Raw genomic sequence first — 22,653 nt, 5'->3', positions numbered from 1 at the left:
ACGTCCCGCAGAACAGCCCCGCAGGAACACGGGAACAGTCCCGCACGAACACAGGACCAGTCCCACAGGAACACGGGAACAGTCCCGCAGGAACAATCGACAGAGATCGACAAGAGAAGGTGGTCCCTTGAGCCGCTCGGTTCTCGTCACCGGAGGCAACCGCGGCATCGGCCTCGCCATCGCCCGTGCCTTCGCCGACGCTGGCGACAAGGTCGCCATCACCTACCGGTCCGGTGAGCCGCCGGCCGGCTTCCTCGCGGTCAAGTGCGACATCACCGAGCCGGAGCAGGTCGAGCAGGCGTACAAGGAGATCGAGGAGAAGCACGGCACGGTCGAGGTCCTGGTGGCCAACGCCGGGGTCACCCGCGACCAGCTGCTGATGCGGATGACCGAGGAGGACTTCGCCGCCGTCCTCGAGACCAACCTCACCGGCACGTTCCGCGTGGTCAAGCGGGCCAACCGGGGGATGCTGCGGGCCCGTAAGGGGCGCGTGGTGCTGATCTCGTCGGTCGTCGGGCTGATGGGTTCGGCCGGTCAGGCGAACTACGCCGCGTCCAAGGCGGGCCTGGTCGGCTTCGCCCGCTCCCTCGCCCGTGAGCTGGGCTCGCGCAACATCACCGTCAATGTGGTCGCGCCCGGATTCGTCGACACGGACATGACGCGCGCGCTCAACGACGACCAGCGCGAGAACATCGTGAAGCAGGTACCGCTCGCGCGTTACGCGCAGCCCGAGGAGATCGCCGCCTCGGTCCGCTTCCTGGCCTCCGACGAGGCCGCGTACATCACTGGAGCCGTCATCCCTGTCGACGGCGGATTGGGCATGGGTCACTGAACGTCATGAGTGGAATTCTCGCTGGTAAGCGCATCCTGGTCACGGGCGTCATCACCGAGGCGTCCATCGCCTTCCACGCCGCCAGGCTGGCCCAGGAGGAGGGCGCCGAGGTCATCCTCACCGGCTTCGGCCGGGTCTCCCTCGTCGAGCGGATCGCCAAGCGGCTGCCCAAGCCCGCCCCGGTCATCGAGCTGGACGTGCAGAACCAGGAGCAGCTGGACGGCCTGGCCGACAAGGTGCGCGAGCACCTGGGCGAGGGTGTCGACCTCGACGGCGTGGTGCACTCCATCGCCTTCGGCCCGCAGGGCGCGTTCAACTTCCTCGAGGGCACCTGGGAGGACGTCGGCACGGCCGTGCACGTCTCCGCCTACTCCCTCAAGGCGCTCACCATGGCGTGCCTGCCGGTCATGCCGCGCGGCGGCTCGATCGTCGGTCTGACCTTCGACGCCCAGTTCGCGTGGCCGAAGTACGACTGGATGGGCGTGGCCAAGGCGGCGCTGGAGTCCACCAACCGCTACCTCGCCCGCGACCTCGGCGAGAAGAACGTCCGCTGCAACCTGGTCTCCGCCGGGCCCATCAAGTCGATGGCCGCGAAGTCCATCCCCGGCTTCGAGGAGCTCGCGGACGTGTGGAACCACCGGGCCCCGATCGGCTGGGACCTGACCGACCCGGAGCCGGCCGGCCGTGGCGTCGTGGCCCTGCTGTCCGACTGGTTCCCGCGCACCACGGGCGAGATCGTGCATGTCGACGGCGGTGTGCACATGATGGGCGCCTGAGCCCACGGCCGCGCCCACGGCGTTTCCGCGTGACGGCCGCCGTCCCGCTCCCGCGCACCGCGGGTCCGGGGCGGCGGCCGTTCCGTATCCGCGTTCACCCGTTCGGGGGAGCAGGACGCGCGTTCGGATGGTGGGTACACGCACTGTGGAGTCATACACCCCGTAACGCCTTATACGCCTGATGCACCAGATACGCCCGATACACCAGTTACGCCTGATACGACGAACCGACTCACCGGAGCGCCGGCGCCAGCGACACGGCCGAGGAGGTCCCGCATGCGCACGACCCGCCGTGTCGCGGCCGCGGTGCTGCTCGTCGCCACGGTGGGTCTGATCATCGCCGCCTCCAACTCCGCCGCGCAGGAGCGGCCCCGGCCGCGCCAGGCCGCCTGTAGCACCACGGTGCGCGGCTCGCACGCCACCGCCAACTGCTTCAACCCCAATCCCCGCGCCGACCGGGTGCAGCTGCATGTCGAATGCGCCCACTGGTGGGATCCGGACATGGACGCCCGCCCGGTGGAGGTCGGCCCGGCGCAGTATGTGCTGCTCGCCGAGCGCTGCTGGAAGGAGATACGGAAGGCATGGGTGAGCCACCGCTGAGCGCGGGGGCGCACGTATGCGTCGTACGCGTGCACCTGCGGCCCGTCGCTCAGCGGCTGCGGAAACGGCAGCCGAACGGGTGGGTGCTGGCCTCGGCCGCCGCCCGCTCCCCGGCCCCCTCCCGGATCGCCTCCACCAGCCGTCCGTGGTCCACATACGCGTCCGGGCCCATCCCGCTGTCGACGTCCGCGCGCAGGAAGTCCCGTACGACCGCGCCCAGATCCGCGTACAGCTCGGCCAGCACATCGTTGTGCGCGGCGGCCACGACCACCATGTGCAAGGTGGCGTCCGCCTCGACGAAGGCGTCCGGGTCGCCCGCCTCCCAGGCCCGCTCGCGCCGGTCCAGCTGGGCGTCCAGCTGCTTGAGGTCCTGCTCGGTACGGCGCTCCGCGGCCAGCTGGGCCGCCTTGGTCTCCAGGGCGCTGCGCAGCTCGGCCACATGACGGGGGTCGGCACCGGAGAAGCGGCGGTGCATCACCCCGGCCAGTTCGCTGGTGGCCAGCACATATGTGCCCGAGCCCTGGCGGATGTCCAGCAGCCCGTTGTGCGCGAGGGCGCGCACGGCCTCCCGCACGGTGTTGCGCGCGACCCCGAGCTGCTCGACCAGCTCGGGCTCGGTGGGGATCCGCGAGCCCACCGGCCACTCGCCCGAGGTGATCTGGGCGCGCAGTTGGGCGATCACCTGGTCGGCGAGGGCGGAGCGCCGGGGCGAGGTCAGCGGCATGACTCTCCTGTGCGTGCGGCGGATGCGGATGCGATGCGGACGGGGTCCGAGGCGGGCGGACGGACGGCCCTTCGCGGACCGGCGACCTTTCGCGGACCGACGCCCCTTCGCGGACGGACGACCCTTCCATGATGCCGCCCGGCCGTTACCGGGTGGTTGCTATCCACTGGACGAGCATTCATCCCATGATTCTATGATGGTGGGCATGCATACGCCCCCGTCTGACGACCTCGCGACGCCCGAGACCGCCGCCTCCGCCCCCCGCCCGGCGGAACCCGGAGGACCGCGCCGCGCGGCCTCGCCCTGGCGCGGCCGCGTCATGGCGGCAGGGCTCATGCTCGCCGCGCTCAATCTCCGCCCCGCCGTCACCAGTCTCGGCCCGCTGCTCGAGGAGGTCCGCGACGACCTCGGGATGAGCGGCACCGTCGCCGGAGTGCTCACCTCCGTGCCCCCGGCCTGCTTCGCGCTCTTCGGGCTCACCGCGCCACGGCTGGCCCGGCGGTGGGGGCCGGGGGCCATCGTCTGCGCCGGCCTGGCTGCCATCGCCACCGGCCTGCTGCTGCGCCCGTTCGCCGGCGGGACCGTGGTCTTCCTGGCAGCCAGCGCGCTCGCCCTGGCCGGGATCGCGGTGAGCAACATCCTGATGCCGGTGATCGTCAAGCGCTGGTTCCCGGACCGGGTCGGCGCGATGACCGGGCTGTACTCGATGGGCCTGTCGCTGGGCACCGCCGCCGCCGCGGCGGCCACCGTGCCCATGACCGACGCGCTGGGCGGCTCCTGGCGGAGCGGGCTCGGGGTGTGGGCGCTGCTCGCCGCGGTGGCGCTGGTGCCCTGGCTGTTCCTCGCCCGCGCCGGTGCGAGCGGCCCGGCGGCGGGCAGCCCGGAGGCGGGCGGTGACGCATCTGCCGCGGCCGAGACCGCCGCGGCCCCCGCCGACGCTCCCGCGGTGCGCATCACCCGCTCCCCCCTCGCCTGGGCGATGGCGGTCTTCTTCGGCTTCCAGGCCACCGCCGCGTACATCTCCATGGGCTGGATGCCGCAGATCTTCCGGGACGCGGGGGTCTCCGCCTCCACCTCGGGTCTGCTGCTGGCCGTGATGATGGCGATGGGTGTGCCGCTCGCCTTCGTCCTGCCGCGGATCGCCGCCCGGCTGCGGCACCAGGGCGTCCTGGTCGTCGTCCTCGGCGTCTTCGGGCTCACCGGTTACGCCGGGCTGTGGCTGGCCCCGGCCGAGGGCGCCTGGGCATGGGCCCTGCTGCTCGGCATCGCCAACTGCGCCTTCCCGCTCGCCCTCACCATGATCGGGATGCGGACGAGGACCCACGCGGGCGTCGTCCGGCTGTCGGCCTTCGCGCAGAGCGTCGGCTATCTGCTGTCCATCCCGGGCCCGCTGCTGGTCGGCGTGCTCTACCAGCACAGCGGCGGCTGGGGGCAGCCGCTCGCGCTGATGGCCGGGTTCATGGTGCCGCAGATCGTCGCGGGCGTACTGGCCGGACGCGACCGCCACCTCGAGGACGAAGGCTGACGGGCGCTAAGCGCGGCGAGGGCGAGGGTCGACCGATCTCGCGGACCGGGGATGGGACACTGGTGCCATGCCAGTGCTCGATGAGAACCCCCCGAACGGCCAGAAGAAGCTCCTCGTCATCTTCGGCGTGATGCTGGGCATCACCGTGGTCATCGCCGTGATCGCCACCATCGCCTCGCCCTGACCTGGTGCGGAGGCCGGATGGTGGGGCTGGCCCCACCATCCCCTAGGGGGCAGGGCTCAGGGGTAACTGGGTGGCTCACCGGATGGGAGACGCCCCGCCCGCTCCGTACCGTCGAACCATCGACACGTTCGGCGACCCCGGAGGCGATCCCATGTCCGCCCGCACCCGTACCCGGCACACGCACCCGGTGGACAGCGGCATGGACACCCGGCTGCCGTGGTGGGCCGTCGCCCTCCCGGCCGTGGCCTTCGCGGCGCTGCTGCTCCTGCTGACCGGACCCACCGACGCCCATGCAGACAGCGGTGGCTCGGGGCCGGTCTCGCAGGTCGTGGAGTTGATGCGGCGGACCTTCGAAGAGGCGGCACCGTGACCACCGTAGGCGGTGGAGATCAGTTGTGTCCGCCGTATTGCGGGTGTGCTCACGTTTGACGAGGTCGTTCCAACACCCTGCGCCTCGTGCACCGATTCATGCGAAGCTGGGACGCATGAGCGTCGATGTGCCCCGCAGGATTGTCCTCCTTCGACACGCCAAGGCCGACTGGCCCCAGGTGGCCGACCATGAGCGCCCGCTCGCGGAGCGCGGCCGCAATGACGCCCCGCTCGCCGGGCGCCGGATCGCGGAGGCCGGTCTCACCCCCGAACTCACCCTCTGCTCCACCGCACTGCGCACCCGTGAGACCTGGAAGCTGGTGGTCCACGAGTTGCCGCAGCGCCCCAAGACCGTCTACGAGGAGCGGTTGTACGACGCCCCGGTCGGTCAGCTCATCGAGGTGATCAACGAGACTTCGGACGACATCACCGACCTGCTGGTCGTCGGCCACAACCCCGGGATGCACGGCCTCGCCGACGCGCTGGCGGGCGAGGCCGACCAGGACGCCAAGGAGCGCATGGACCGTGGCGCCTTCCCCACCTCCGCGTTCGCGGTCGTGACCTTCAGCGGCTCGTGGAAGTCGGTCGAGATCGGCTGCGGGCGGCTGACCAGCTTCTGGGCGCCCCACGAGTGATCCGCCCGGGCCCGCTCCCGGCTGATCGGCCGGACGTGCCGCCCCGGGCGTGACCCCAGGCCCCAAACGCACCGGCCCCCGCTCCGCCGTACGACGACCACGTCGACGGAGGAGCGGGGGCCGGTGCGCGTTCCGGACCGGGGCTCGTCAGTCCACGTGCGCGTCCGCCGCCTCGACCTCATCGCGGGTCACGCCCAGCAGATACAGCACGGTGTCGAGGAACGGCACGTTCACGGCGGTGTGCGCCGCCTCCCGGACCACCGGCTTGGCGTTGAAGGCGACCCCCAGACCGGCCGCGTTCAGCATGTCCAGGTCGTTCGCCCCGTCGCCGATCGCGACCGTCTGCACCAGCGGCACCCCCGCCTCGGCCGCGAAGCGCCGCAGCAGCCGGGCCTTGCCCGCCCGGTCCACCACCTCGCCGATCACCCGGCCGGTCAGCTTGCCGTCCACCACCTCCAGGGTGTTGGCGGAGGCGAAGTCCAGCCCAAGGCGTTCCTTGAGGTCGTCGGTGACCTGCGTAAAGCCGCCGGAGACCACGCCCACCTGATAGCCGAGCCGCTTCAGGGTGCGGATCAGCGTACGGGCGCCGGGGGTGAGCCGGACCTCGGCGCGCACCTTCTCCACCACGGACTCGTCGATCCCCGCCAGCAGCGCGACCCGTGCGTGCAGCGACTGCTCGAAGTCCAGCTCACCGCGCATCGCCCGGGCCGTGACCTCGGCGACCTCGGCCTCACAGCCCGCATGCGCGGCGAAGAGCTCGATCACCTCGTCCTGGATCAGGGTGGAGTCCACATCCATGACCACCAGCCGCTGCGCCCGGCGTTGCAGCCCCGACGCGACCACGGCCACATCGACGCCGATATCGGCCGCCTCGATGGCCAGCGCGGTGCGCAGCGGCTCCGTCTCGGCGCCGGACACCTCGAACTCCACGGCCGTCACCGGATACTTCGCCAACCGGAAGATCCGGTCGATATTGCCGCCGGTGCCGGTGATCCGGGAGGCGATGGCGGCGGTCGACTCGGCGGTCAGCGGATTGCCCAGGACGGTGACATGGGACCGGCCCGTGCCACGCGGCCGGTTGTCGCCCCGGCCGGAGATGATCTCGGCCTGGAGCCGCATCGACTCGGCCCAGCTGTGCACGGTGGCCCGCAGATCGCCCTCCGCACCGTCGGACTTGGGCGCCGTGACCAGGACGCACAGCACGATGCGGCCCCGGGTGACGACCTGCTCTATGTCGACTATGTGCACGCCGTAGGCGGCGAGGGTGTCGCAGAGCCCGGCGGTGATACCGGGGCGGTCCTTGCCGAAGATCTTGACAAGGAGGGTGGGGACATCATCGTCCGGAACGGTGGTGACAGGGGGGATCCGCGATGCGCTCATGGTCTTCCCACCGTATCCGGCCGTTCGCGCTGTGCGCGCGGCAGCCCGCACCGTGGACGGCCACCCGAGGCGGAACGTTCATGTCCCGGTCGCCATGATGTCACCCCTCGCATGATCGGCGACGTCATACGCAACGCCCGCCGCCCGGCGCCCCGGGCCCGCCGTCGCCGCCCGGCCCCCGGGGCCCACCATCGTCGCCCGGCCTCCGGGGCCCGCCGTCGCCCGGCGCCCCCGGCCCGCCGCCGCCCGCCACCCGCTGCCACGCGGGCGCCACCGCCCGGCGCCCCGCCGCGCCCGTCGCCCATGCCGCCAGCGCCCCGGCGGCCCCCGCCACCGCACCCCACCCCGCGCCCAGCGCCAGCGCCAGCGCGGCGTTCCCGTACAGCTCGATCCCCGCCCCGAAGGCGTCGAAGCCGAGCACGGACAGGCTCGCCCCCGCCGAGACCCGGGTCAGCCCCACCAGCAGCGGCAGCGCGAGCGCGGACACCACGCCCAGCCGCAGCGCACACCACCCCGCGAAGACGAACGGCCGGGAACCCCCCAGGGACGACGGCCTGGAGCCCCCGACGGGTGACGGCCGGGAGCCCCCCACGGGCGTACGGGCCGCAGTGAGCACCCCCGCAGCGAGCATCAGCAGCACACTCGCGACCACCAGCAGCCAGACCCGGCCGTCGAGCTCGGCCAGCCGCCCCACCGTGAGCCGCTCCCCGCCCGGCCCGGCGAGCAGATCGTCCACCGGGTCGGGCAGCACATGCCGCAGCGCACCGCTCGCCCGGCCGTACCAGGGGACGAACAGCCCGAGCGGCACCCCGATCCACACCCCGTTGGGCGCGCCGAGCAGCGCCGACCCGAGCACCAGCCCCGGATGGTCGTCCCCGATCGCCGCGTAGACCCCGGCCACCAGGCCCGCGCCGACCGCCAGCACCAGCACCCCGCACAGCGCGGACACCGCCGGCCGGACCGTGCGGTGCAGCGCCTGCCCGCCGGGCGGCAGCGGGGTACGGCGCGAGGCCAGTAGCGCGAGCAGCAGGACGGCGACGACCCACACCGCACCGCCCAGCAGCGAGCGGCCGGGTGTCACGGTGAAGCCGACGGACGCCTTGGCGCCGACGAGGTCGGACAGCCGGTCCGGCAGCAGCCCGCCGCCGATCTCCGCGATATCGCCCAGCTGCTCGGGGAGCCGGCTCAGCAGATCGTGCTCGGCCTGCTCGGTGCCGAGACCGCGGCGGACGAGCGTGGCACCGTCGATCGTGACCGTATCGTTGCCCACCCAGGTCAGCCCGGCGAGCAGCAGCAGGAAGAACAGGGCCACCAGGCCCGCCCGCGCGGCGAGTTCGGCCCAGCCGATCACCGCCCCCGCGCCCCGCAACGACCGTACGAACAGCCATCCCAGCAGCAGCGCGCCGACCAGGCTCACCCCGAGTGGCGCGATATCGATGGCGGCGTGGGCCTGGGCGCCCTCCAGCCCGAAGACGCCCACATCGCCGGACGGAGTGACGGAACCGCCGACCGCCAGCACCGTCGCCGCGGCGGCCATCGGCCCGAGCGCGCCCGCCCCGTCCGCGCCGATCAGATGCAGACCGAGCGCCGCGATCCCCACCATGGCCAGGAACGCCCAGCTCACCGAGGCGATCGCGGCGAGCAGCGCGGGTCCCCAGGGCACTCGTACGCCGCCGCTCGCGCTCATAGTCGCCGACCCCCCGATCGTCGCGAGTTGCCCGGATAAACCATGATCCGCACTATCCGTCAGCGCTTACCACTTTCCGAGGGCCTTTCGGATGAGTCAATGACGCCCGAGATGCGGTCTTGTCAAAACCCGACTTTCGGTGAAGGGACTGAGCCTGAAATAGTTCCTCACGATGTTCGCCATCCCTAGACTCCCTGTGTCAGGGGGTAACTCGGGGGACAACTAGTGGGGCGCGGAGTGCCGGAACTCGTATTGGAATTGAACGGACAGACCTGGACACTTGATCCATCCAGGTCGTACAGCCTGGGGCGTGACCCGCAGGGCGACATGGTGCTGGACGACGCCAGGGTCTCCTGGCGACATGCCACGGTGCGCTGGGGCGGGCGCAGTTGGATCATTGAGGATCAGGGTTCCACCAACGGCACCTATGTGCAGGGGCAGAGAATCCAACAGGTGGAAATCGGCCCTGGTTCGGCCGTCCATCTCGGCAATGCCACCGATGGCCCCCGGCTCAGCGTCTCCGGCGGCGGTGCCCCCTCGGGCGGTGCCCCCTCGATGGGTGCCGCGGGGGCGTACGGCCAGCAGGCGGCGATGGGCATGCCCCAGCAGGCCCACCAGGGTCAGCAGCCCCCCGTCCAGCAGCCGCCGCCGCAGCAGCAGCCCGGCCCCGGCGGCTGGCCGCAGCAGGGCCCACCCCAGGGGCAGCCCCAGGCGCAGCCCCAAGGCTGGCAGCAGCCCCAGGCCCCGCATCAGCAGCAGCCGTTCATCCCGCAGCAGCAGGCGCCCCATCAGCCGCCGCAGCAGCAGGCCCCCCAGCCGCATCAGCAGCCGCAGCCCCAGGCCCCGCAGGGCAACCTCGCGCAGAGCGGCCCCGGCGCCGGCTCCTCCGGTCCGGCCGGTACCGCGACCGCCCAGGGCGACCGCAGCCCGACCACCTTCCACCAGCTGGCCGCCGGCCGGGTGATGCGCATCGGTCGTGCGCTGGAGAACGACCTGGTCGTCTCCGACCTCCAGGTCTCGCGCCACCACGCCGAGTTCCAGGCGCTGCCCGACGGCCGCTTCGAGATACGTGACCTCGGCAGCCACAACGGCACCTATGTCAACGGCCAGCCGGTCCGGCAGCAGATCATCGGCCCCACCGACACCGTCGGCGTCGGTCACTCCACCTTCCGGCTGGTCGGCGACCGCCTCGAGGAGTTCGTCGACACCGGTGAGGTCTCCTTCTCGGCCCGCCATCTGACGGTGACGGTCGACGGCGGCAAGCAGATCCTGAAGGACGTCTCCTTCGGCGTCCCGGAGAAGTCCCTCGTCGCGGTCATCGGCCCGTCCGGCTCCGGTAAGTCCACGCTGCTCAAGGCGCTCACCGGCTACCGCCCGGCCAACCAGGGCGATGTCCTCTACGACAACCGGAACCTCTACAAGCAGTTCGCCGAGCTGCGCCAGCGCATCGGTCTGGTGCCCCAGGACGACATCCTCCACAAGGAGCTGACCGTCCAGAAGGCGCTGCGCTACGCCGCCAAGCTCCGCTTCCCCGGTGACACCGCCGAGGCCGAGCGCGAGGCCCGGATCGACGAGGTGCTGCGCGAGCTCAAGCTGGACATCCACCGGGAGAAGAAGGTCACCGCCCTCTCCGGCGGTCAGCGCAAGCGGGTCTCGGTCGCGCTGGAGCTGCTCACCAAGCCGTCGCTGATCTTCCTGGACGAGCCGACCTCCGGTCTCGACCCGGGCATGGACCGCGATGTGATGCAGCTGCTGCGCGGTCTGGCCGACGACGGCCGTACGGTGCTGGTGGTCACCCACTCGGTGGCCGAGCTGGCGCTGTGCGACAAGCTCCTGGTGATGGCGCCGGGCGGTTCGGTCGCCTACTTCGGCCCGCCGGACGAGGCGCTCAACTTCTTCGGCTACGACACCTGGGCGGATGTCTTCTCGGCGTTCGAGAACTACCGCGACTACGACTGGGCGGGCCGCTGGCGCGGTTCGCAGCACTACCAGATGTACGCGGCGGACCTCGACTCCGTGGCCCCGCAGTCGGTGAACGTCCAGGCGCCGCCGGCCCGGATGCAGAAGTCGCAGAGCTGGGGATCCCAGCTGTGGACGCTGATCCGCCGCTATCTGTCGGTGATCGGCTCCGACAAGGGCTTCATGGGGCTGATGGTGATCCTGCCCGCCGTGCTGGGGGCGGTGAGCGTCGTCATCCCGGCGAAGTTCGGCCTCCAGATGGCCCCCAAGGGCAGCTTCAACCAGGCCGCCGGGACGGTGTTGCTGATCCTTGTGGTCGGCATGTGCTTCACCGGCGCGGCCAACTCCGTACGAGAACTGATCAAGGAACGGGTCATCTACGAACGGGAACGGGCGGTCGGCCTGTCCCGCTCCGCGTATCTGATGTCCAAGGTGATCGTGCTCGGCGTGATCACCGCATGCCAGGGCGTCATCATCTCCGCCATCGGTCTCTCGACGCGCAAGCTGCCCGAAGAGGGCCTGCTGATGCCACCGGCCGCCGAGCTCTGCGTGGCGGTGATCGCGATCGGCTTCACCTCGATGATGGTGGGCCTGGTCATCTCGTCCCTGGTGAAGACCGCCGAGAAGACCATGCCGCTGCTGGTCATGTTCGCGATCGTCCAGGTGGTCTTCACCGGTGTGCTGTTCAAGATCTTCGGATCGCCGGGTGTGGAGCAGTTCGCCTGGCTGATGCCGTCCCGCTGGGCGATCGGCGCGGCCGGTGCCACGCTGGACCTCGGCCCGGGCGCCGGTCACATGATGGCGCCGTGGGACAGCAAGAAGCCCCTGGACACCGACCCGCTGTGGGAGCACACCACCACCCAGTGGGGCATCGACATGGTCGCGCTGATCGTCCTGGGCATCGTGTGCGGTATCGCGGTCGCGCGGCTGCTGCGCCGCCATGAGCCGGAGGTCATGCGCAAGTAGCCGCCACGGCGGTCACGAAATGGGCGACGGCACCCCTCGCACACAGGGGGTGCCGTCGCCCTTCGGCGTCTCGCCCTTCGACGTTGCGACGCCGGGTTCATGACGGGTCCTTCAGGCTCAGTACGGGCCGTTCACGTTGTCCATCGAGCCGTACCGGTCGGCGGCGTAGTTGCAGGCGGCGGTGATGTTCGCGACCGGGTCGTACGGGTCCCAGGAGGTGCCGTCGACGTGGTAGGCCTGGAAGGTCGGGGCTATTACCTGGAGCAGGCCCTTGGAGGGCACGCCGTTCTGGGCGTTGATGTCCCAGTTGTTGATGGCGCGCGGGTTGCCGCCGGACTCCCGGATGATGTTGCGGTGGATGCCCTCGTAGGAGCCGGGGATGCCCTTCTCCTTCATGATGTCGAGGGACTCCCGGATCCAGCCGTCGAGGTTGTCCGGGTAGGTCTTCTTCTCGGCGGCGACCGTCTCGATACGCGTGGCGGAGCGGCTCGCGGCCTGCTTGGCGGCGCGCTCCTTGGCGGCCTTGGCCTCGGCGGCCTTCTTGGCGGCGGCTTCTTCAGCCGCCTTCTTCGCGGCGGCCTCTTCCGCGGCCTTCTTGGCGGCGGCCTTCTTCGCGGCCTCCTTCGCGGCCTCGTCCTTGGCCTGCTTCGCGGCGAGGGCGGACTGCTTCGCCAGGACCTCGTGGTGGGCCTGGGCGTCGGCCTTCTGGGAGGTGAGGGCGACCGGCTTGTTCGGCAGGTCCTGGGCCGTGGTCTTGGCACCGGCGTCCCCACCGGGGACGACCGCGAAGGCTATGGCGGCGGCACCGGCGGCTGCGATTCCGGCGGCGGAGTACTTGTGCGTCTTGGTGAGACGGTTGTAACCGGGGATGTTGGGCAGGGGCATGGCGGAGTAGACCTCTTCCAATCGCTTGAGTCGCAGGCCAAATCGGCGCGCAGAGCGCCGTTCCTGGATCTACGGCGCCGTGCGACTGGGTGAAATTCTTAGCTGCCGCAAAAAGTTGTCGCAAAGGCGTGACATACGATGCTGCTTAGTGGATAAGTAGGCCGTTCATGCCCACGCGGACGGCCGTCATCCCCGCTCAGTCGCATATGAAACAACCACTAAGCACGTTCGTAAGTGATTTAGGTCGTGTGTCCGGGCTCACATCGCGGAGCTTCTCATATTGCGCGCTGTGCCCACGCAAATGCTCAGGGTGTTTGTATTTTCCACCCCTGTAACAGCCCCTTTGGGGGCCTCGTGTGCGCCGTTCGACCTAGGGCTCAGGTCTTATCAGGTGGCCGCCGACCGGCCGATATGCCCACCGGATGGCGGTGGGTACGGTAATGCCCATGACGAAAGGACGGGGCGGCGGAGCCGAGGCCGGGCTGAGCCGGGTGAGCGCGGCACTGCTCGCCATGAGCCGGCATCTGGAAGTCCGTGATGTCCTAAAGACCATCGTTGTGTCCGCCCGTGAGCTGCTCGATGCGGAGTATGCCGCTCTGGGGGTTCCGGATGATCACGGAGGTTTCGCCCAGTTCGTAGTAGATGGGGTGAGTGAGGAGCAGTGGAAGGCCATCGGGCCGCTGCCCCGGCAGCACGGCATTCTCGCCGCGATGCTCAAGGACGCCACTCCACAACGACTCGCCGATGTGCGGCTGGATGCCCGCTTTGAGGGATGGCCAGCTGCTCATCCCGTTATGTCGGATTTCTTGGGACTTCCCATTGCCGACGGCGATGAGGTTCTCGGCGCGGTATTCCTCGCCAACAAGCGATGCCCCAAGCCCGAGGGCGGCTGCGGGTTCACCGCCGAGGACGAGGAGCTGCTGTCCATCCTGGCCCAGCACGCCGCCATCGCCCTGACCAACGCCCGGCTCCACGAGCGAGCCCGCGAGCTCACCATCGCCGGGGAGCGGGCCAGGCTCGCCCATGAGCTGCACGACGCGGTCTCCCAGAAGCTCTTCTCGCTGCGGCTGACCGCCCAGGCGGCCACGGCCCTGGTGGACCGCGATCCCGGCCGCGCCAAGGACGAGCTCCAGCAGATCACGCAGCTCGCCGCCGAGGCCGCCGACGAGCTGCGCTCGGCCGTCGTGGAGCTGCGCCCCGCCGCCCTCGACGAGGACGGCCTCGTGGCGACCCTCAGGACCCAGGTGCAGGTGCTCGACCGGGCCCACTCCGCCCGTGTCACCTTCGCCTGCCACGGCGTACGGGCGCTGCCCCCCGCCCAGGAGGAGGCCGTGCTGCGGGTGGCCCAGGAGGCCCTGCACAACGCGCTGCGCCACGCCGACGCGCGGCAGGTGGACGTCACCCTCGCCCGGCACGGCCAGGGCGCCCGGCTCCGCGTCGCCGACGACGGCAAGGGGTTCGACCCCTCGGCCGTACGGCGCGCCGGGCGCCACCTCGGACTGGTGTCGATGCGGTACCGGGCCGGCGGCGTCGGCGGCGGTCTCACGGTGGAGTCGGCGCCCGGCAAGGGCACCGCGATCGAGATGGAGGTGCCCGGTGGCTGACCCGGGACGGATTCGGGTGCTGCTCGTCGACGACCACCAGGTGGTGCGGCGCGGCCTGCGGACCTTCCTCCAGGTCCAGGACGACATCGAGGTGGTCGGCGAGGCGTCGGACGGCGAGGAGGGCGTCGCCCGGGCCGAGGAGCTGCGCCCCGACGTCGTCCTCATGGATGTGAAGATGCCCGGCCTCGACGGGATCGAGGCGCTGCGCACCCTGCGCGACCTCGACAACCCCGCCCGGGTGCTGGTGGTGACGAGCTTCACCGAGAAGCGCACCGTGGTCCCCGCCCTGCGCGCGGGCGCCGCGGGCTATGTCTACAAGGATGTGGACCCCGAGGCGCTGGCCCGCGCCATCCGGTCCGTCCACTCCGGGCATGTGCTGCTCCAGCCCGAGGTGGCCCTCGCGCTGCTCTCCCAGGAGGACGGCGGCGGCCAGGGGCGCGGCGGGTCGCTCACCGAGCGCGAACGCGAGGTGCTGGCGCTGATCGCGGATGGCCGGTCCAACCGGGAGATCGCCCGTGCGCTGGTGTTGTCCGAAAAGACCGTGAAAACCCATGTGTCCAACATTCTTATGAAATTGGACCTCGCCGATCGCACTCAGGCCGCCCTATGGACAGTACGGCACGGGATCGGAGCCTGAACAGCGTTTCTCCGTGAAATCACACCAACGTGTGGCGATCACTCGAACAGCGCAACTCGCCATCGGTCGGGCCGTTCTTCACGGCGTACCGCGGCGGACCGCCGCGGTGATGCGTTGATGAATGAAGGGTCTTGAGAAGTGAAGAACATCAAGAGGTTCGCTGCCCTCACGATCGTGGCCGGCGGACTCGCCGTCGCCGGTGCCGGTGTCGCCTCCGCCCAGGGCCCCCAGGCCAACGGTGGGGCGATGACCTCCCCGGGTACCGTCTCCGGCAACAACATTCAGGCGCCCATCCACGTGCCCGTGAACCTTTGCAGCAACACCATCTCGGTCATCGGGGCCATGAACCCGGCGTACGGCGTCCCCTGCGGCCGCTGACCGACCCCTTGGCGGATATCCCGACGCACCACCGGCCGGCCCCGGAGGCACCCGCCTCCGGGGCCGGCCCCATGTCGGCCTCGGGGGCCCGTAACACCCCCGCGCGGCGGCCACAGACCTGCGGTGGTCAGAGGCGCGCAGCGGTCAGAGACCGGGCGGCGGTCAGAGACCGACAGTGGTCACAGACCCGCGGTGGTCACGGGCCCGCAGTGGTCACAGACCGCCCCGCTCCCGCTCCTCCACATACGCGTTGTACGCCGCCACCTGGGCCCGCCGCGAGGTGCGCTCCACCGGCCGCAGCGCCTCGGCCCGCGCCGTGATCTCCGACGCGCTCACCGCCCCGCCGTGCTCCCGGCCGTCCCCGCCCGCCATATACGCGATGTCCACCAGCGCACCCACCCGCTGCGCCAGCTCCAGCACCCGTATGGCGCGCGGCGGATAGCCCGGGGCCAGCACCTCGCGCCCTCGCTCGGCCCGCGCCCGATATGCCTCCAGGGCCGCCTCGGCCACCGGGCCCGACCCCGCCACGTTCAGCCGCGAGAGCACCTCCGTGGCCTCCCGCAGCGCCTCCGCCAGCTCCCGCTCGGCCTCGCTCAGCGACGGCACATCGGCCGGCGGCGCCTCCCGCACGGCCTGACACCGCCACACCACCTCGATGTGCTGATCGCCCTCGGGCCCGGCCGCCGACACCTCGGGCACCAGGCCGAGCGCCGCCCCGGTGGCGATCACCGCCTCGCCCGCCTCGAGCGCGTGGGCGTTGAACTCCGGCGGGCCGCTCAGCCCCAGGGGATGCCCCGCTATGGGAAGGGCCACCCGCAGCCCCTTGGCCCCGAGCGCCCGCAGCCGCCCCAGCGCCAAGGTGAGCCCCACCTGCCCGGACTCGCCCGGAAGCCCGGCCACCCGGTGCGACGCGTCCTCACCCGCGATGCGATGCGCCGCCTCATCGGGGGAGACAAGTCCGGCGAGAAGGGCATTTCCCCAAGCTGCGAGGCGCCCTGAACGTGGTTCATCGAGCATGGCACCAGCCTAAGGACTGCCACCGACAACGTGTGGCGTAGGTTTTCCTCAGGGGGCTGCGCCCACAGGCGCACGCACGACTCGAGACTGCAATGGGAGACAACGCGCTCATGAGCGAGGTTCTGGAGCTGCTGGACGTATCGGTGGTCCGCGATGGGCGGGCTCTGGTGGACGAGGTCTCCTGGTCGATCAAGGAAGGGGAGCGCTGGGTCATCCTCGGGCCCAACGGCGCCGGCAAGACCACCCTCCTCAACCTCGCCTCCAGCTACCTCTTCCCGAGCTCCGGAACCGCCCGGATCCTCGGCGAGCTGCTCGGCCGCGTCGACGTCTTCGAGCTGCGCCCCCGCGTCGGCATGGCGGGCATCGCCATGGCCGAGAAGCTGCCGCGCCGCCAGACCGTCCTCGAGACCGTCCTTACCGCCGCGTACGGCATGACGGCCCACTGGCAGGAGGACTACGACGCGGTCGACGAGACCCGCGCCCGCGCCTTCCTCGACCGCCTCGGCATGACCGAGTACCTCGACCGGAAGTTCGGCACCCTCTCCGAGGGCGAGCGCAAGCGCACCCTCATCGCCCGCGCCATGATGACCGACCCCGAGCTGCTGCTCCTCGACGAGCCCGCGGCCGGACTCGACCTCGGTGGCCGCGAGGACCTCGTCCGCCGCCTCGGACGGCTCGCCCGCGACCCGCTCGCCCCGTCGATGATCATGGTGACACATCATGTCGAGGAAATCCCCCCCGGCTTCACCCATGTTCTGATGATCCGCCAGGGGAAGGTGCTCACCGCGGGCCCGGTCGAGACCGAACTGACCTCCCGCAACCTCTCCCGCTGCTTCGGACTCCCGCTGGTCGTCGAGCGCAACGGCGACCGCTGGACCGCCCAGGGCCTGCCGCTGAGCTGAAGTCCGCCCCCTGCGCCCACCGTGCCACCGGCGGGTGATCCGCGCACTGTCCCCGGCGACTTGGGACAACTACCATGACCATGTGGATCCGTGGGTGTGGTGGCTGATCGCCGCCGTAGGACTGGGCATTCCGCTCGTGCTGACCGCGATGCCCGAATTCGGGATGGTCGCGGTCGGCGCCGTGGCCGGTGCCATCACCGACGCGCTCGGCGGCGGCATCGTGCTTCAAGTCGTCGTCTTCTGCGCCGTCTCCGTGGCACTGGTCGCCGTCGTGCGCCCGATGGCGGTCCGCAGCCGCCGTCAGCAGCCCGAGCTGCGCAGTGGCATCGAGGCGCTGAAAGGCCGCCAGGCCGTCGTCCTCGAGCGCGTCGACGACGGCGGAGGCGGCCGGATCAAGCTCGCGGGCGAGGTGTGGTCCGCGCGCTCGCTCGACCCCGGCCAGGCGTACGAACCAGGGCAGCAGGTCGACGTGGTGGAGATCGACGGTGCGACGGCCGTCGTCATGTAGACGCCGTACCGGGAGAGTCCTACCAAGAGCCCAGGGCGCCCCGGTTGAGCTGCGGAGTCGACCATGGATCTGACAGACTCCACCCTCGGGAACCGCCAGACTTGATCATCCCGACCATCCGAATCGCCGCATGAAGGGCACGGGGAGCCGCTGTGGAACCGATCATCATCGTCCTGATCATCCTCGTGGTGCTGGTCTTCATCGCACTGATCAAGACGATCCAGGTCATCCCGCAGGCCAGTGCCGCCATCGTGGAGCGCTTCGGACGCTACACACGCACCCTCAACGCGGGCCTCAACATCGTCGTCCCGTTCATCGACTCGATCCGCAACCGCGTCGACCTCCGTGAACAGGTCGTGCCCTTCCCCCCGCAGCCGGTGATCACCCAGGACAACCTGGTGGTGAACATCGACACCGTCATCTACTACCAGGTGACCGACGCCCGTGCCGCCACCTACGAAGTGGCCAGCTACATCCAGGCGATCGAGCAGCTGACCGTCACCACCCTGCGGAACATCATCGGTGGCATGGACCTCGAGCGCACCCTGACCTCCCGCGAGGAGATCAATGCGGCGCTGCGCGGCGTCCTCGACGAGGCCACCGGCAAGTGGGGCATCCGCGTCAACCGCGTCGAGCTCAAGGCCATCGAGCCGCCCACCTCCATCCAGGACTCGATGGAGAAGCAGATGCGCGCCGACCGTGACAAGCGCGCCGCGATCCTCCAGGCCGAAGGTGTCCGGCAGTCCGAGATCCTGCGCGCCGAGGGTGAGAAGCAGTCCGCGATCCTGCGGGCCGAGGGTGAGTCCAAGGCCGCCGCGCTGCGCGCCGAGGGCGAGGCCCAGGCGATCCGTACGGTCTTCGAGTCCATCCACGCCGGAGACCCGGACCAGAAGCTGCTCTCGTACCAGTACCTCCAGATGCTGCCGAAGATCGCCGAGGGCGACGCCAACAAGCTCTGGATCGTGCCCAGCGAGATCGGCGACGCCCTCAAGGGCCTCGGCGGGGCCATGGGCAACTTCGGCCCGTTGACCGGCGGCGGAAACGGTGGCGGCACCCCCGGTGGCACCGGTAAGGAGCCCGCCCCGCGCCGCGAACAGCCCACGATCGACTGAACGGACGGCGGCGGGGCGGCCCCTCGGCGGCTTTCGTCAGGGGATGGGACTCAGGCGGGCAGCGCCAGCCACTCCGGCAGACCGTCCCGCTCCGCCGTCCCCAGCGCCAGCAGCAGCGCATCCGAAGGCGTCGGCTCGAACGGCGCCTTGAGCAGCCGCATCCCCGCCTGCTCCGGAGTCCGGTCCGCCTTACGGTGGTTGTCCTCGGCGCACGAGGCCACCGTATTCAGCCAGGTGTCCCCACCCCCGCGCGACCGCGGCACCACATGGTCCACGGTCGTCGCCCGGCGGCCGCAGTACGCGCACCGGTGCTGGTCCCGGACCAGCACCCCGCGCCGCGACCACGGGGCACGTCTTCGGAACGGCACCCGTACGTAACGGCAGAGCCGGATCACCCGCGGCAGCGGCAGATCGACATCGGCGGCCCGCACCCGCAGCCCCGGGTGGGCGTGTTCGACGACGGCCTTGTCCTGGAGGACCAGCACCACGGCGCGCCGCAGCGTGACCGTCGCCAGCGGCTCGAAGCTCGCGTTCAGAACCAGCGTCTCGCGCATCCCGACCACCCCCGCATCCCGGTGTCCCGGTCCCGTGCCGGAGATCGGCGGGACCGGGATCAACTCTGGCCGGGAGCCTGGCCGAGAACAACGCAATTTCGCCGCGTCAGCCCGCGGCCGGCACCTCGTACTCCCCGATCAACTGGGCCCGCCCCAGCGTGTGGAACCGCAGATTGAAGCCGACCACCGCGGGCGAGGCGTCCGCATCCGGGCCCAGCTTCTCGCTGTCCACCGCGTAGACGGTGAACACATAGCGGTGCGGACCGTCCCCGGGCGGCGGCGCGGCCCCGCCGAAGTCACGGGTCCCGTAGTCGTTGCGCGCCTGTACGGCACCCTCGGGCAGGCCCGTGAAGCCACCGCTGCCCGCACCCGCCGGAAGCTCGGTGACCGTGGCCGGGATGTCGAACACCACCCAGTGCCAGAACCCGCTGCCCGTCGGGGCGTCCGGGTCGAAGCAGGTGACGGCGAAGCTCTTCGTCCCCTCCGGGAAACCCTCCCAGCGCAGCTGCGGAGAGGCGTTCCCCTCCGCCTGCACCTGGGCGGACTTGAGCGTGCCACCCGGTGCCACATCGTCGCTCACCACCGTGAACGACGGCACCGGCGGATGGAAGTCATGGGGGAGCGGGGCCCGGTTCTGCTCGGACACGTCGAGAACCTCCTCGAAGTCGCAGTGGATCATCTCCGCGGCCAGCCTAACGAGACCGGTACCCGGCGGGCTGGCACCATGTCGCCCATGACCGGCCCCACCCTCGCCCTCCACCTGCGCCTCGACGGCGTGACGGACAAGGACGGCTTCCTCGCCCGCTGCGCCCGGGACCTGCGCTTTCCCGACTGGTACGGGAGGAATTGGGATGCCCTCGCCGACTGCGTCACCGATCTGTCCTGGTGGGCCGAGGGCGGCGAGCCCAGCGGCTGTCTGCTGGACATCCAGGGCTGGCCGGCCTTCCGCGACGCGGACCCCGACGCCGCCGCGATCGCGGCCGACATCCTGGCCGACGCGGAGGCGTACTGGGCGGCGCGGGGACGGCCCCTGGTGGTGCGCTACGACGACGGCCCCTGACGGTACGAGGACGGCCCCTGACACACGCACGCGGGGCGTGCACCGAGTCGCCCTCGGTGCACGCCCCGCGCGGAAGTCCGGTCCGTGGAAGTCCGGCCCGGGGAGGGGGAACCTCAGAACCAGTTGCGCTTGCCGCCGACCTGGGCGAGCCACTCGTTCAGATAGGCGGCCCAGTCGGTGTCCTGGAAGGTGGTCAGGTTCATCGTGAACGACCGGTAGGTGTCACTGCCCTCGGAGAACAGCCCCGGCTTCTTGTCCATCTCCAGCACCACGTCCATCTCGCGGTCGTCCGCGACGAAGGACAACTCCACCTGGTTCAGGCCCCGGTACTGCTCCGGCGCGTAGAACTCGATCTCCTGGTAGAAGGGCAGCCGCTGACGGGTGCCACGGATGTGCCCCCGCTCCAGGTCGGCGCTCTTGAACCGGAAGCCGAGGGCGCCGAAGGCGTCCAGGATCGCCTGCTGGGCGGGGAGCGGATGCACATTGACCGGGTCCAGGTCGCCCGAGTCCACCGCGCGCGCGATCGCCAGCTCGGTGGTCACCCCCACGTTCATACCGGACAGATGGCGGCCCATGAACATGGTAATCGGGGTCTCCCACGGGATCTCCAGGCCGAACTGCACCGCGTGCACCGCGCCCGGCTGCACCTCGAACGCGCCGCCCAGCTGCTGCCGGGTGAACTCCACGTCCTGCTTGTACTCCTGGTCGTTGCCCTCCACCTCGACCCGCGCTTGCAGGCCGACCGAGAGCCCCTCGATCTGCTGCGCGACCGAGCCGCCCTGGATCCGGACCTCGCCCTGCACAATGCCGCCCGGGACGACGTTCTCCTCGGTCAACACCGTCTCCACCGAAGCGCCACCGGCACCCATACTCGCGAGCAGCTTCTTGAAGCCCATGTTCTCCCTCTCAAGGACGCGACTGCGTCTTGACTCGATCGCATTCGATCACTGTTGACACCTAGAAACGCGAAACAGCCGTGGGCGGTTCCGCGGCTCATACCCTTCCAGCGGACCGGTGCCGCCTCCAACCACCGGTTCATATCTGTTCCACTACGCTCGGGCTGCGTGACAGCAGGACCTGACCGCACCCCCCTTGACCGCGCCTTCTTCGACCGGCCCGTCCTCGAGGTCGCGCCCGACCTCCTGGGCCGCGTCCTGGTCCGGCGTACCCCGGACGGACCGATCGAATTGCGCCTGACCGAGGTCGAGGCATACGCGGGCCCGGCGGACCCCGGCTCGCACGCCTACCGTGGCCGCACCGAGCGCAACGCCGTGATGTTCGGCCCCCCTGGCCATGCGTATGTCTACTTCACCTATGGCATGTGGCACTGCCTCAACCTGGTCTGCGGACCGGAGGGCCACGCCAGCGGGGTGCTGCTGCGCGCGGGCGAGGTGCTGGACGGCCATGAGTGGGCCCATCAGCGCAGGCCGAAGGCGCGCAGCGACCATGAGCTGGCCAAGGGCCCGGCCCGGCTGGCCACGGCCCTGGGCGTGGACCGCAGGCTGGACGGCAGCGATGTGTGCGGAGGCCCCGACGCCCCGCTCTCCATACTCAGCGGCCACCCCGCCCGGCCCGAGCAGGTGCTGAGCGGCCCGCGCACCGGTGTGGGAGGCGAGGGCGCGACCCACCCCTGGCGCTTCTGGATCGACGGTGACCCCTCGGTGAGCCCTTACCGGGCCCACACCCCGCGTCGCCGGAATTCGACGCGCCGTCAGGTCGGAACTTGACTCCGCTGGGCAGGGCGCCTAACGTAGCCCGAGCCGCTTGAGACGGGCAGCGCTGTCGCCAGATCCCAGGATCGAGACACCGCGGCCCCGGAGCGGCCAACCACTACGACGAATCCCCAACAGGGTCCTGTTTCGCTGCGCGAATTCAAGACCCGGGGCTCCGATTAGGAGTCGAGAGGGAAATTCGCTAAAGTAGTGGACACGCCGGAAGGCGCGAAAGACCCCGCTCCAGCAGGGGGCCGGAAACGGAATTCGGATCGGAAACGAACCGGAAATCGGGTCTGGTAAGGTTGGAAACACCGAAGGGAAGCGCCCGGAGAAGCCGGTGAAACGGTTTCGAAGGAAGCGTCCGTTCCTTGAGAACTCAACAGCGTGCCAAAAGTCAACGCCAGATATGTTGATACCCCGTCCACTCGTGGACGAGGTTCCTTTGAAGAAAAACACAGCGAGGACGCTGTGAACCACTGGGTTATTCCGCTGGTGGTTCCGCTCTCGTGCAGTGTTTACCGGGATATCCCGGAGGCATTCACGGAGAGTTTGATCCTGGCTCAGGACGAACGCTGGCGGCGTGCTTAACACATGCAAGTCGAACGATGAACCGGTTTCGGCCGGGGATTAGTGGCGAACGGGTG

24 protein-coding genes and 1 rRNA gene are annotated in these 22,653 nt (G+C 70.4%); 17 read left to right on the top strand and 8 right to left on the bottom strand.

Annotated elements, in window-relative coordinates; translation table 11 throughout:
- The first annotated feature begins 127 nt into the window (after window positions 1-127).
- The 3 genes from fabG to ACT2CW_RS41100 all read left to right on the top strand — a co-directional run bounded on the left by fabG (window position 128) and on the right by ACT2CW_RS41100 (window position 2,208).
- Window positions 128-832: a 3-oxoacyl-[acyl-carrier-protein] reductase gene (fabG, locus tag ACT2CW_RS41110; RefSeq protein ID WP_037963432.1), complete on the top strand. Its 705-nt coding sequence runs from the start codon at window positions 128-130 to the stop codon at window positions 830-832.
- 5 nt (window positions 833-837) lie between these two features.
- Window positions 838-1,608 (top strand): enoyl-ACP reductase FabI, encoded by a 771-nt coding sequence (gene fabI, locus ACT2CW_RS41105; RefSeq protein ID WP_138911283.1) that lies wholly within the window; start codon window positions 838-840, stop codon window positions 1,606-1,608.
- Window positions 1,609-1,884: 276 nt separating this feature from the next.
- Window positions 1,885-2,208 carry a hypothetical protein gene (locus tag ACT2CW_RS41100; protein ID WP_037963437.1) on the top strand — a complete coding sequence of 108 codons (324 nt, stop codon included), beginning with the start codon at window positions 1,885-1,887 and terminating at the stop codon, window positions 2,206-2,208.
- A gap of 49 nt (window positions 2,209-2,257) precedes the next feature.
- Here ACT2CW_RS41100 and ACT2CW_RS41095 read toward each other — a convergent pair whose 3' ends face one another.
- The gene (locus ACT2CW_RS41095; protein WP_445520287.1) at window positions 2,258-2,932 is read right to left on the bottom strand and encodes a FadR/GntR family transcriptional regulator; all 675 of its coding nucleotides are present in this window, start codon (window positions 2,930-2,932) and stop codon (window positions 2,258-2,260) included.
- A 205-nt stretch (window positions 2,933-3,137) separates the two neighbouring features.
- Here ACT2CW_RS41095 and ACT2CW_RS41090 point away from each other — a divergent pair, with 205 nt between their 5' ends.
- The 4 genes from ACT2CW_RS41090 to ACT2CW_RS41075 all read left to right on the top strand — a co-directional run bounded on the left by ACT2CW_RS41090 (window position 3,138) and on the right by ACT2CW_RS41075 (window position 5,645).
- Window positions 3,138-4,457 carry a CynX/NimT family MFS transporter gene (locus ACT2CW_RS41090; RefSeq protein ID WP_445520286.1) on the top strand — a complete coding sequence of 440 codons (1,320 nt, stop codon included), beginning with the start codon at window positions 3,138-3,140 and terminating at the stop codon, window positions 4,455-4,457.
- A 67-nt stretch (window positions 4,458-4,524) separates the two neighbouring features.
- A complete protein-coding gene (locus ACT2CW_RS41085; RefSeq protein WP_267950710.1) occupies window positions 4,525-4,641 on the top strand; it encodes an SGM_5486 family transporter-associated protein in 117 nt (38 codons plus the stop codon).
- Between the two features lie 151 nt (window positions 4,642-4,792).
- Window positions 4,793-5,011, top strand: a complete 219-nt coding sequence (locus tag ACT2CW_RS41080; RefSeq protein ID WP_086883910.1) for a hypothetical protein — start codon at window positions 4,793-4,795, stop codon at window positions 5,009-5,011.
- A gap of 115 nt (window positions 5,012-5,126) precedes the next feature.
- Entirely contained in the window at window positions 5,127-5,645 is a 519-nt protein-coding gene (locus tag ACT2CW_RS41075; RefSeq protein ID WP_164434446.1) for a SixA phosphatase family protein, read from the top strand.
- Window positions 5,646-5,792: 147 nt separating this feature from the next.
- On the opposite strand, the gene serB is transcribed toward ACT2CW_RS41075, so the two are convergent.
- Together serB and ACT2CW_RS41065 are read right to left on the bottom strand one after the other, a co-directional pair.
- Complete coding sequence (gene serB, locus ACT2CW_RS41070; protein ID WP_164434448.1) at window positions 5,793-7,025, bottom strand: phosphoserine phosphatase SerB; 1,233 nt, start codon at window positions 7,023-7,025, stop codon at window positions 5,793-5,795.
- 124 nt (window positions 7,026-7,149) lie between these two features.
- Complete coding sequence (locus ACT2CW_RS41065; protein ID WP_445520285.1) at window positions 7,150-8,712, bottom strand: streptophobe family protein; 1,563 nt, start codon at window positions 8,710-8,712, stop codon at window positions 7,150-7,152.
- Window positions 8,713-8,937: 225 nt separating this feature from the next.
- Here ACT2CW_RS41065 and ACT2CW_RS41060 point away from each other — a divergent pair, with 225 nt between their 5' ends.
- On the top strand, window positions 8,938-11,637 hold the full coding sequence (locus tag ACT2CW_RS41060) for an FHA domain-containing protein (RefSeq protein ID WP_445520284.1): 2,700 nt from the start codon (window positions 8,938-8,940) through the stop codon (window positions 11,635-11,637).
- Between the two features lie 117 nt (window positions 11,638-11,754).
- Here ACT2CW_RS41060 and ACT2CW_RS41055 read toward each other — a convergent pair whose 3' ends face one another.
- Window positions 11,755-12,522, bottom strand: coding sequence for a transglycosylase SLT domain-containing protein (locus ACT2CW_RS41055; protein ID WP_445520283.1), 768 nt, complete (start codon window positions 12,520-12,522; stop codon window positions 11,755-11,757).
- Window positions 12,523-12,962: 440 nt separating this feature from the next.
- Here ACT2CW_RS41055 and ACT2CW_RS41050 point away from each other — a divergent pair, with 440 nt between their 5' ends.
- The 3 genes from ACT2CW_RS41050 to ACT2CW_RS41040 all read left to right on the top strand — a co-directional run bounded on the left by ACT2CW_RS41050 (window position 12,963) and on the right by ACT2CW_RS41040 (window position 15,141).
- Entirely contained in the window at window positions 12,963-14,126 is a 1,164-nt protein-coding gene (locus ACT2CW_RS41050) for a GAF domain-containing sensor histidine kinase (RefSeq protein WP_445520282.1), read from the top strand.
- Window positions 14,119-14,763: a response regulator gene (locus ACT2CW_RS41045; RefSeq protein ID WP_445520281.1), complete on the top strand. Its 645-nt coding sequence runs from the start codon at window positions 14,119-14,121 to the stop codon at window positions 14,761-14,763. The genes ACT2CW_RS41050 and ACT2CW_RS41045 overlap by 8 nt, the downstream gene beginning before the upstream one ends.
- Window positions 14,764-14,901: 138 nt before the next feature.
- Window positions 14,902-15,141 carry a chaplin gene (locus ACT2CW_RS41040; protein ID WP_445520280.1) on the top strand — a complete coding sequence of 80 codons (240 nt, stop codon included), beginning with the start codon at window positions 14,902-14,904 and terminating at the stop codon, window positions 15,139-15,141.
- Between the two features lie 213 nt (window positions 15,142-15,354).
- On the opposite strand, the gene ACT2CW_RS41035 is transcribed toward ACT2CW_RS41040, so the two are convergent.
- Window positions 15,355-16,158, bottom strand: a complete 804-nt coding sequence (locus tag ACT2CW_RS41035) for a hypothetical protein (protein ID WP_086882783.1) — start codon at window positions 16,156-16,158, stop codon at window positions 15,355-15,357.
- Window positions 16,159-16,268: 110 nt separating this feature from the next.
- Between ACT2CW_RS41035 and ACT2CW_RS41030 the strand changes: the two genes are divergently transcribed.
- The 3 genes from ACT2CW_RS41030 (at window position 16,269) to ACT2CW_RS41020 (ending at window position 18,680) form a co-directional block, all read left to right on the top strand.
- The gene (locus ACT2CW_RS41030) at window positions 16,269-17,060 is read left to right on the top strand and encodes an ABC transporter ATP-binding protein (protein WP_037963493.1); all 792 of its coding nucleotides are present in this window, start codon (window positions 16,269-16,271) and stop codon (window positions 17,058-17,060) included.
- 82 nt (window positions 17,061-17,142) lie between these two features.
- Entirely contained in the window at window positions 17,143-17,568 is a 426-nt protein-coding gene (locus ACT2CW_RS41025) for an NfeD family protein (RefSeq protein WP_037963495.1), read from the top strand.
- Between the two features lie 152 nt (window positions 17,569-17,720).
- Complete coding sequence (locus ACT2CW_RS41020) at window positions 17,721-18,680, top strand: SPFH domain-containing protein (RefSeq protein ID WP_037963463.1); 960 nt, start codon at window positions 17,721-17,723, stop codon at window positions 18,678-18,680.
- Window positions 18,681-18,730: 50 nt separating this feature from the next.
- Here the strand turns inward: ACT2CW_RS41020 and ACT2CW_RS41015 are convergent, their stop codons facing one another.
- Both ACT2CW_RS41015 and ACT2CW_RS41010 read right to left on the bottom strand, forming a co-directional pair.
- Complete coding sequence (locus ACT2CW_RS41015) at window positions 18,731-19,234, bottom strand: HNH endonuclease (protein ID WP_445520279.1); 504 nt, start codon at window positions 19,232-19,234, stop codon at window positions 18,731-18,733.
- Between the two features lie 106 nt (window positions 19,235-19,340).
- A complete protein-coding gene (locus tag ACT2CW_RS41010; protein ID WP_445520278.1) occupies window positions 19,341-19,913 on the bottom strand; it encodes a YbhB/YbcL family Raf kinase inhibitor-like protein in 573 nt (190 codons plus the stop codon).
- 54 nt (window positions 19,914-19,967) lie between these two features.
- Here ACT2CW_RS41010 and ACT2CW_RS41005 point away from each other — a divergent pair, with 54 nt between their 5' ends.
- Window positions 19,968-20,294 (top strand): barstar family protein, encoded by a 327-nt coding sequence (locus ACT2CW_RS41005; protein ID WP_223863993.1) that lies wholly within the window; start codon window positions 19,968-19,970, stop codon window positions 20,292-20,294.
- 113 nt (window positions 20,295-20,407) lie between these two features.
- Here the strand turns inward: ACT2CW_RS41005 and ACT2CW_RS41000 are convergent, their stop codons facing one another.
- Complete coding sequence (locus ACT2CW_RS41000; protein WP_445520277.1) at window positions 20,408-21,190, bottom strand: sporulation protein; 783 nt, start codon at window positions 21,188-21,190, stop codon at window positions 20,408-20,410.
- A gap of 168 nt (window positions 21,191-21,358) precedes the next feature.
- Between ACT2CW_RS41000 and ACT2CW_RS40995 the strand changes: the two genes are divergently transcribed.
- Window positions 21,359-22,021: a DNA-3-methyladenine glycosylase gene (locus ACT2CW_RS40995; RefSeq protein ID WP_445520276.1), complete on the top strand. Its 663-nt coding sequence runs from the start codon at window positions 21,359-21,361 to the stop codon at window positions 22,019-22,021.
- A gap of 525 nt (window positions 22,022-22,546) precedes the next feature.
- Window positions 22,547-22,653: ribosomal RNA gene (locus ACT2CW_RS40990) — 16S ribosomal RNA — on the top strand; the annotation flags it as partial.

The organism is Streptomyces sp. NEAU-174, from assembly GCF_052665095.1.
Note: the sequence above shows the minus strand (reverse complement) of the source record. Positions and strands in the feature narration are given on the sequence as shown.

Excerpts from the sequence above, each read along its gene's own strand:
- ACT2CW_RS41035 (WP_086882783.1), bottom strand. The coding sequence starts at position 16,158 with ATGCTCGATGAACCACGTTCAGGGCGCCTCGCAGCTTGGGGAAATGCC.
- ACT2CW_RS41015 (WP_445520279.1), bottom strand. The coding sequence starts at position 19,234 with ATGCGCGAGACGCTGGTTCTGAACGCGAGCTTCGAGCCGCTGGCGACG.
- ACT2CW_RS41085 (WP_267950710.1), top strand. The coding sequence starts at position 4,525 with ATGCCAGTGCTCGATGAGAACCCCCCGAACGGCCAGAAGAAGCTCCTC.
- ACT2CW_RS41005 (WP_223863993.1), top strand. The coding sequence starts at position 19,968 with ATGACCGGCCCCACCCTCGCCCTCCACCTGCGCCTCGACGGCGTGACG.
- serB (WP_164434448.1), bottom strand. The coding sequence starts at position 7,025 with ATGAGCGCATCGCGGATCCCCCCTGTCACCACCGTTCCGGACGATGAT.
- ACT2CW_RS41065 (WP_445520285.1), bottom strand. The coding sequence starts at position 8,712 with ATGAGCGCGAGCGGCGGCGTACGAGTGCCCTGGGGACCCGCGCTGCTC.
- ACT2CW_RS41090 (WP_445520286.1), top strand. The coding sequence starts at position 3,138 with ATGCATACGCCCCCGTCTGACGACCTCGCGACGCCCGAGACCGCCGCC.
- ACT2CW_RS41000 (WP_445520277.1), bottom strand. The coding sequence starts at position 21,190 with ATGGGCTTCAAGAAGCTGCTCGCGAGTATGGGTGCCGGTGGCGCTTCG.
- ACT2CW_RS41080 (WP_086883910.1), top strand. The coding sequence starts at position 4,793 with ATGTCCGCCCGCACCCGTACCCGGCACACGCACCCGGTGGACAGCGGC.
- ACT2CW_RS41095 (WP_445520287.1), bottom strand. The coding sequence starts at position 2,932 with ATGCCGCTGACCTCGCCCCGGCGCTCCGCCCTCGCCGACCAGGTGATC.
- ACT2CW_RS41030 (WP_037963493.1), top strand. The coding sequence starts at position 16,269 with ATGAGCGAGGTTCTGGAGCTGCTGGACGTATCGGTGGTCCGCGATGGG.
- ACT2CW_RS41075 (WP_164434446.1), top strand. The coding sequence starts at position 5,127 with ATGAGCGTCGATGTGCCCCGCAGGATTGTCCTCCTTCGACACGCCAAG.
- ACT2CW_RS41010 (WP_445520278.1), bottom strand. The coding sequence starts at position 19,913 with ATGATCCACTGCGACTTCGAGGAGGTTCTCGACGTGTCCGAGCAGAAC.
- ACT2CW_RS41050 (WP_445520282.1), top strand. The coding sequence starts at position 12,963 with ATGCCCATGACGAAAGGACGGGGCGGCGGAGCCGAGGCCGGGCTGAGC.
- ACT2CW_RS41100 (WP_037963437.1), top strand. The coding sequence starts at position 1,885 with ATGCGCACGACCCGCCGTGTCGCGGCCGCGGTGCTGCTCGTCGCCACG.
- ACT2CW_RS41055 (WP_445520283.1), bottom strand. The coding sequence starts at position 12,522 with ATGCCCCTGCCCAACATCCCCGGTTACAACCGTCTCACCAAGACGCAC.
- fabI (WP_138911283.1), top strand. The coding sequence starts at position 838 with ATGAGTGGAATTCTCGCTGGTAAGCGCATCCTGGTCACGGGCGTCATC.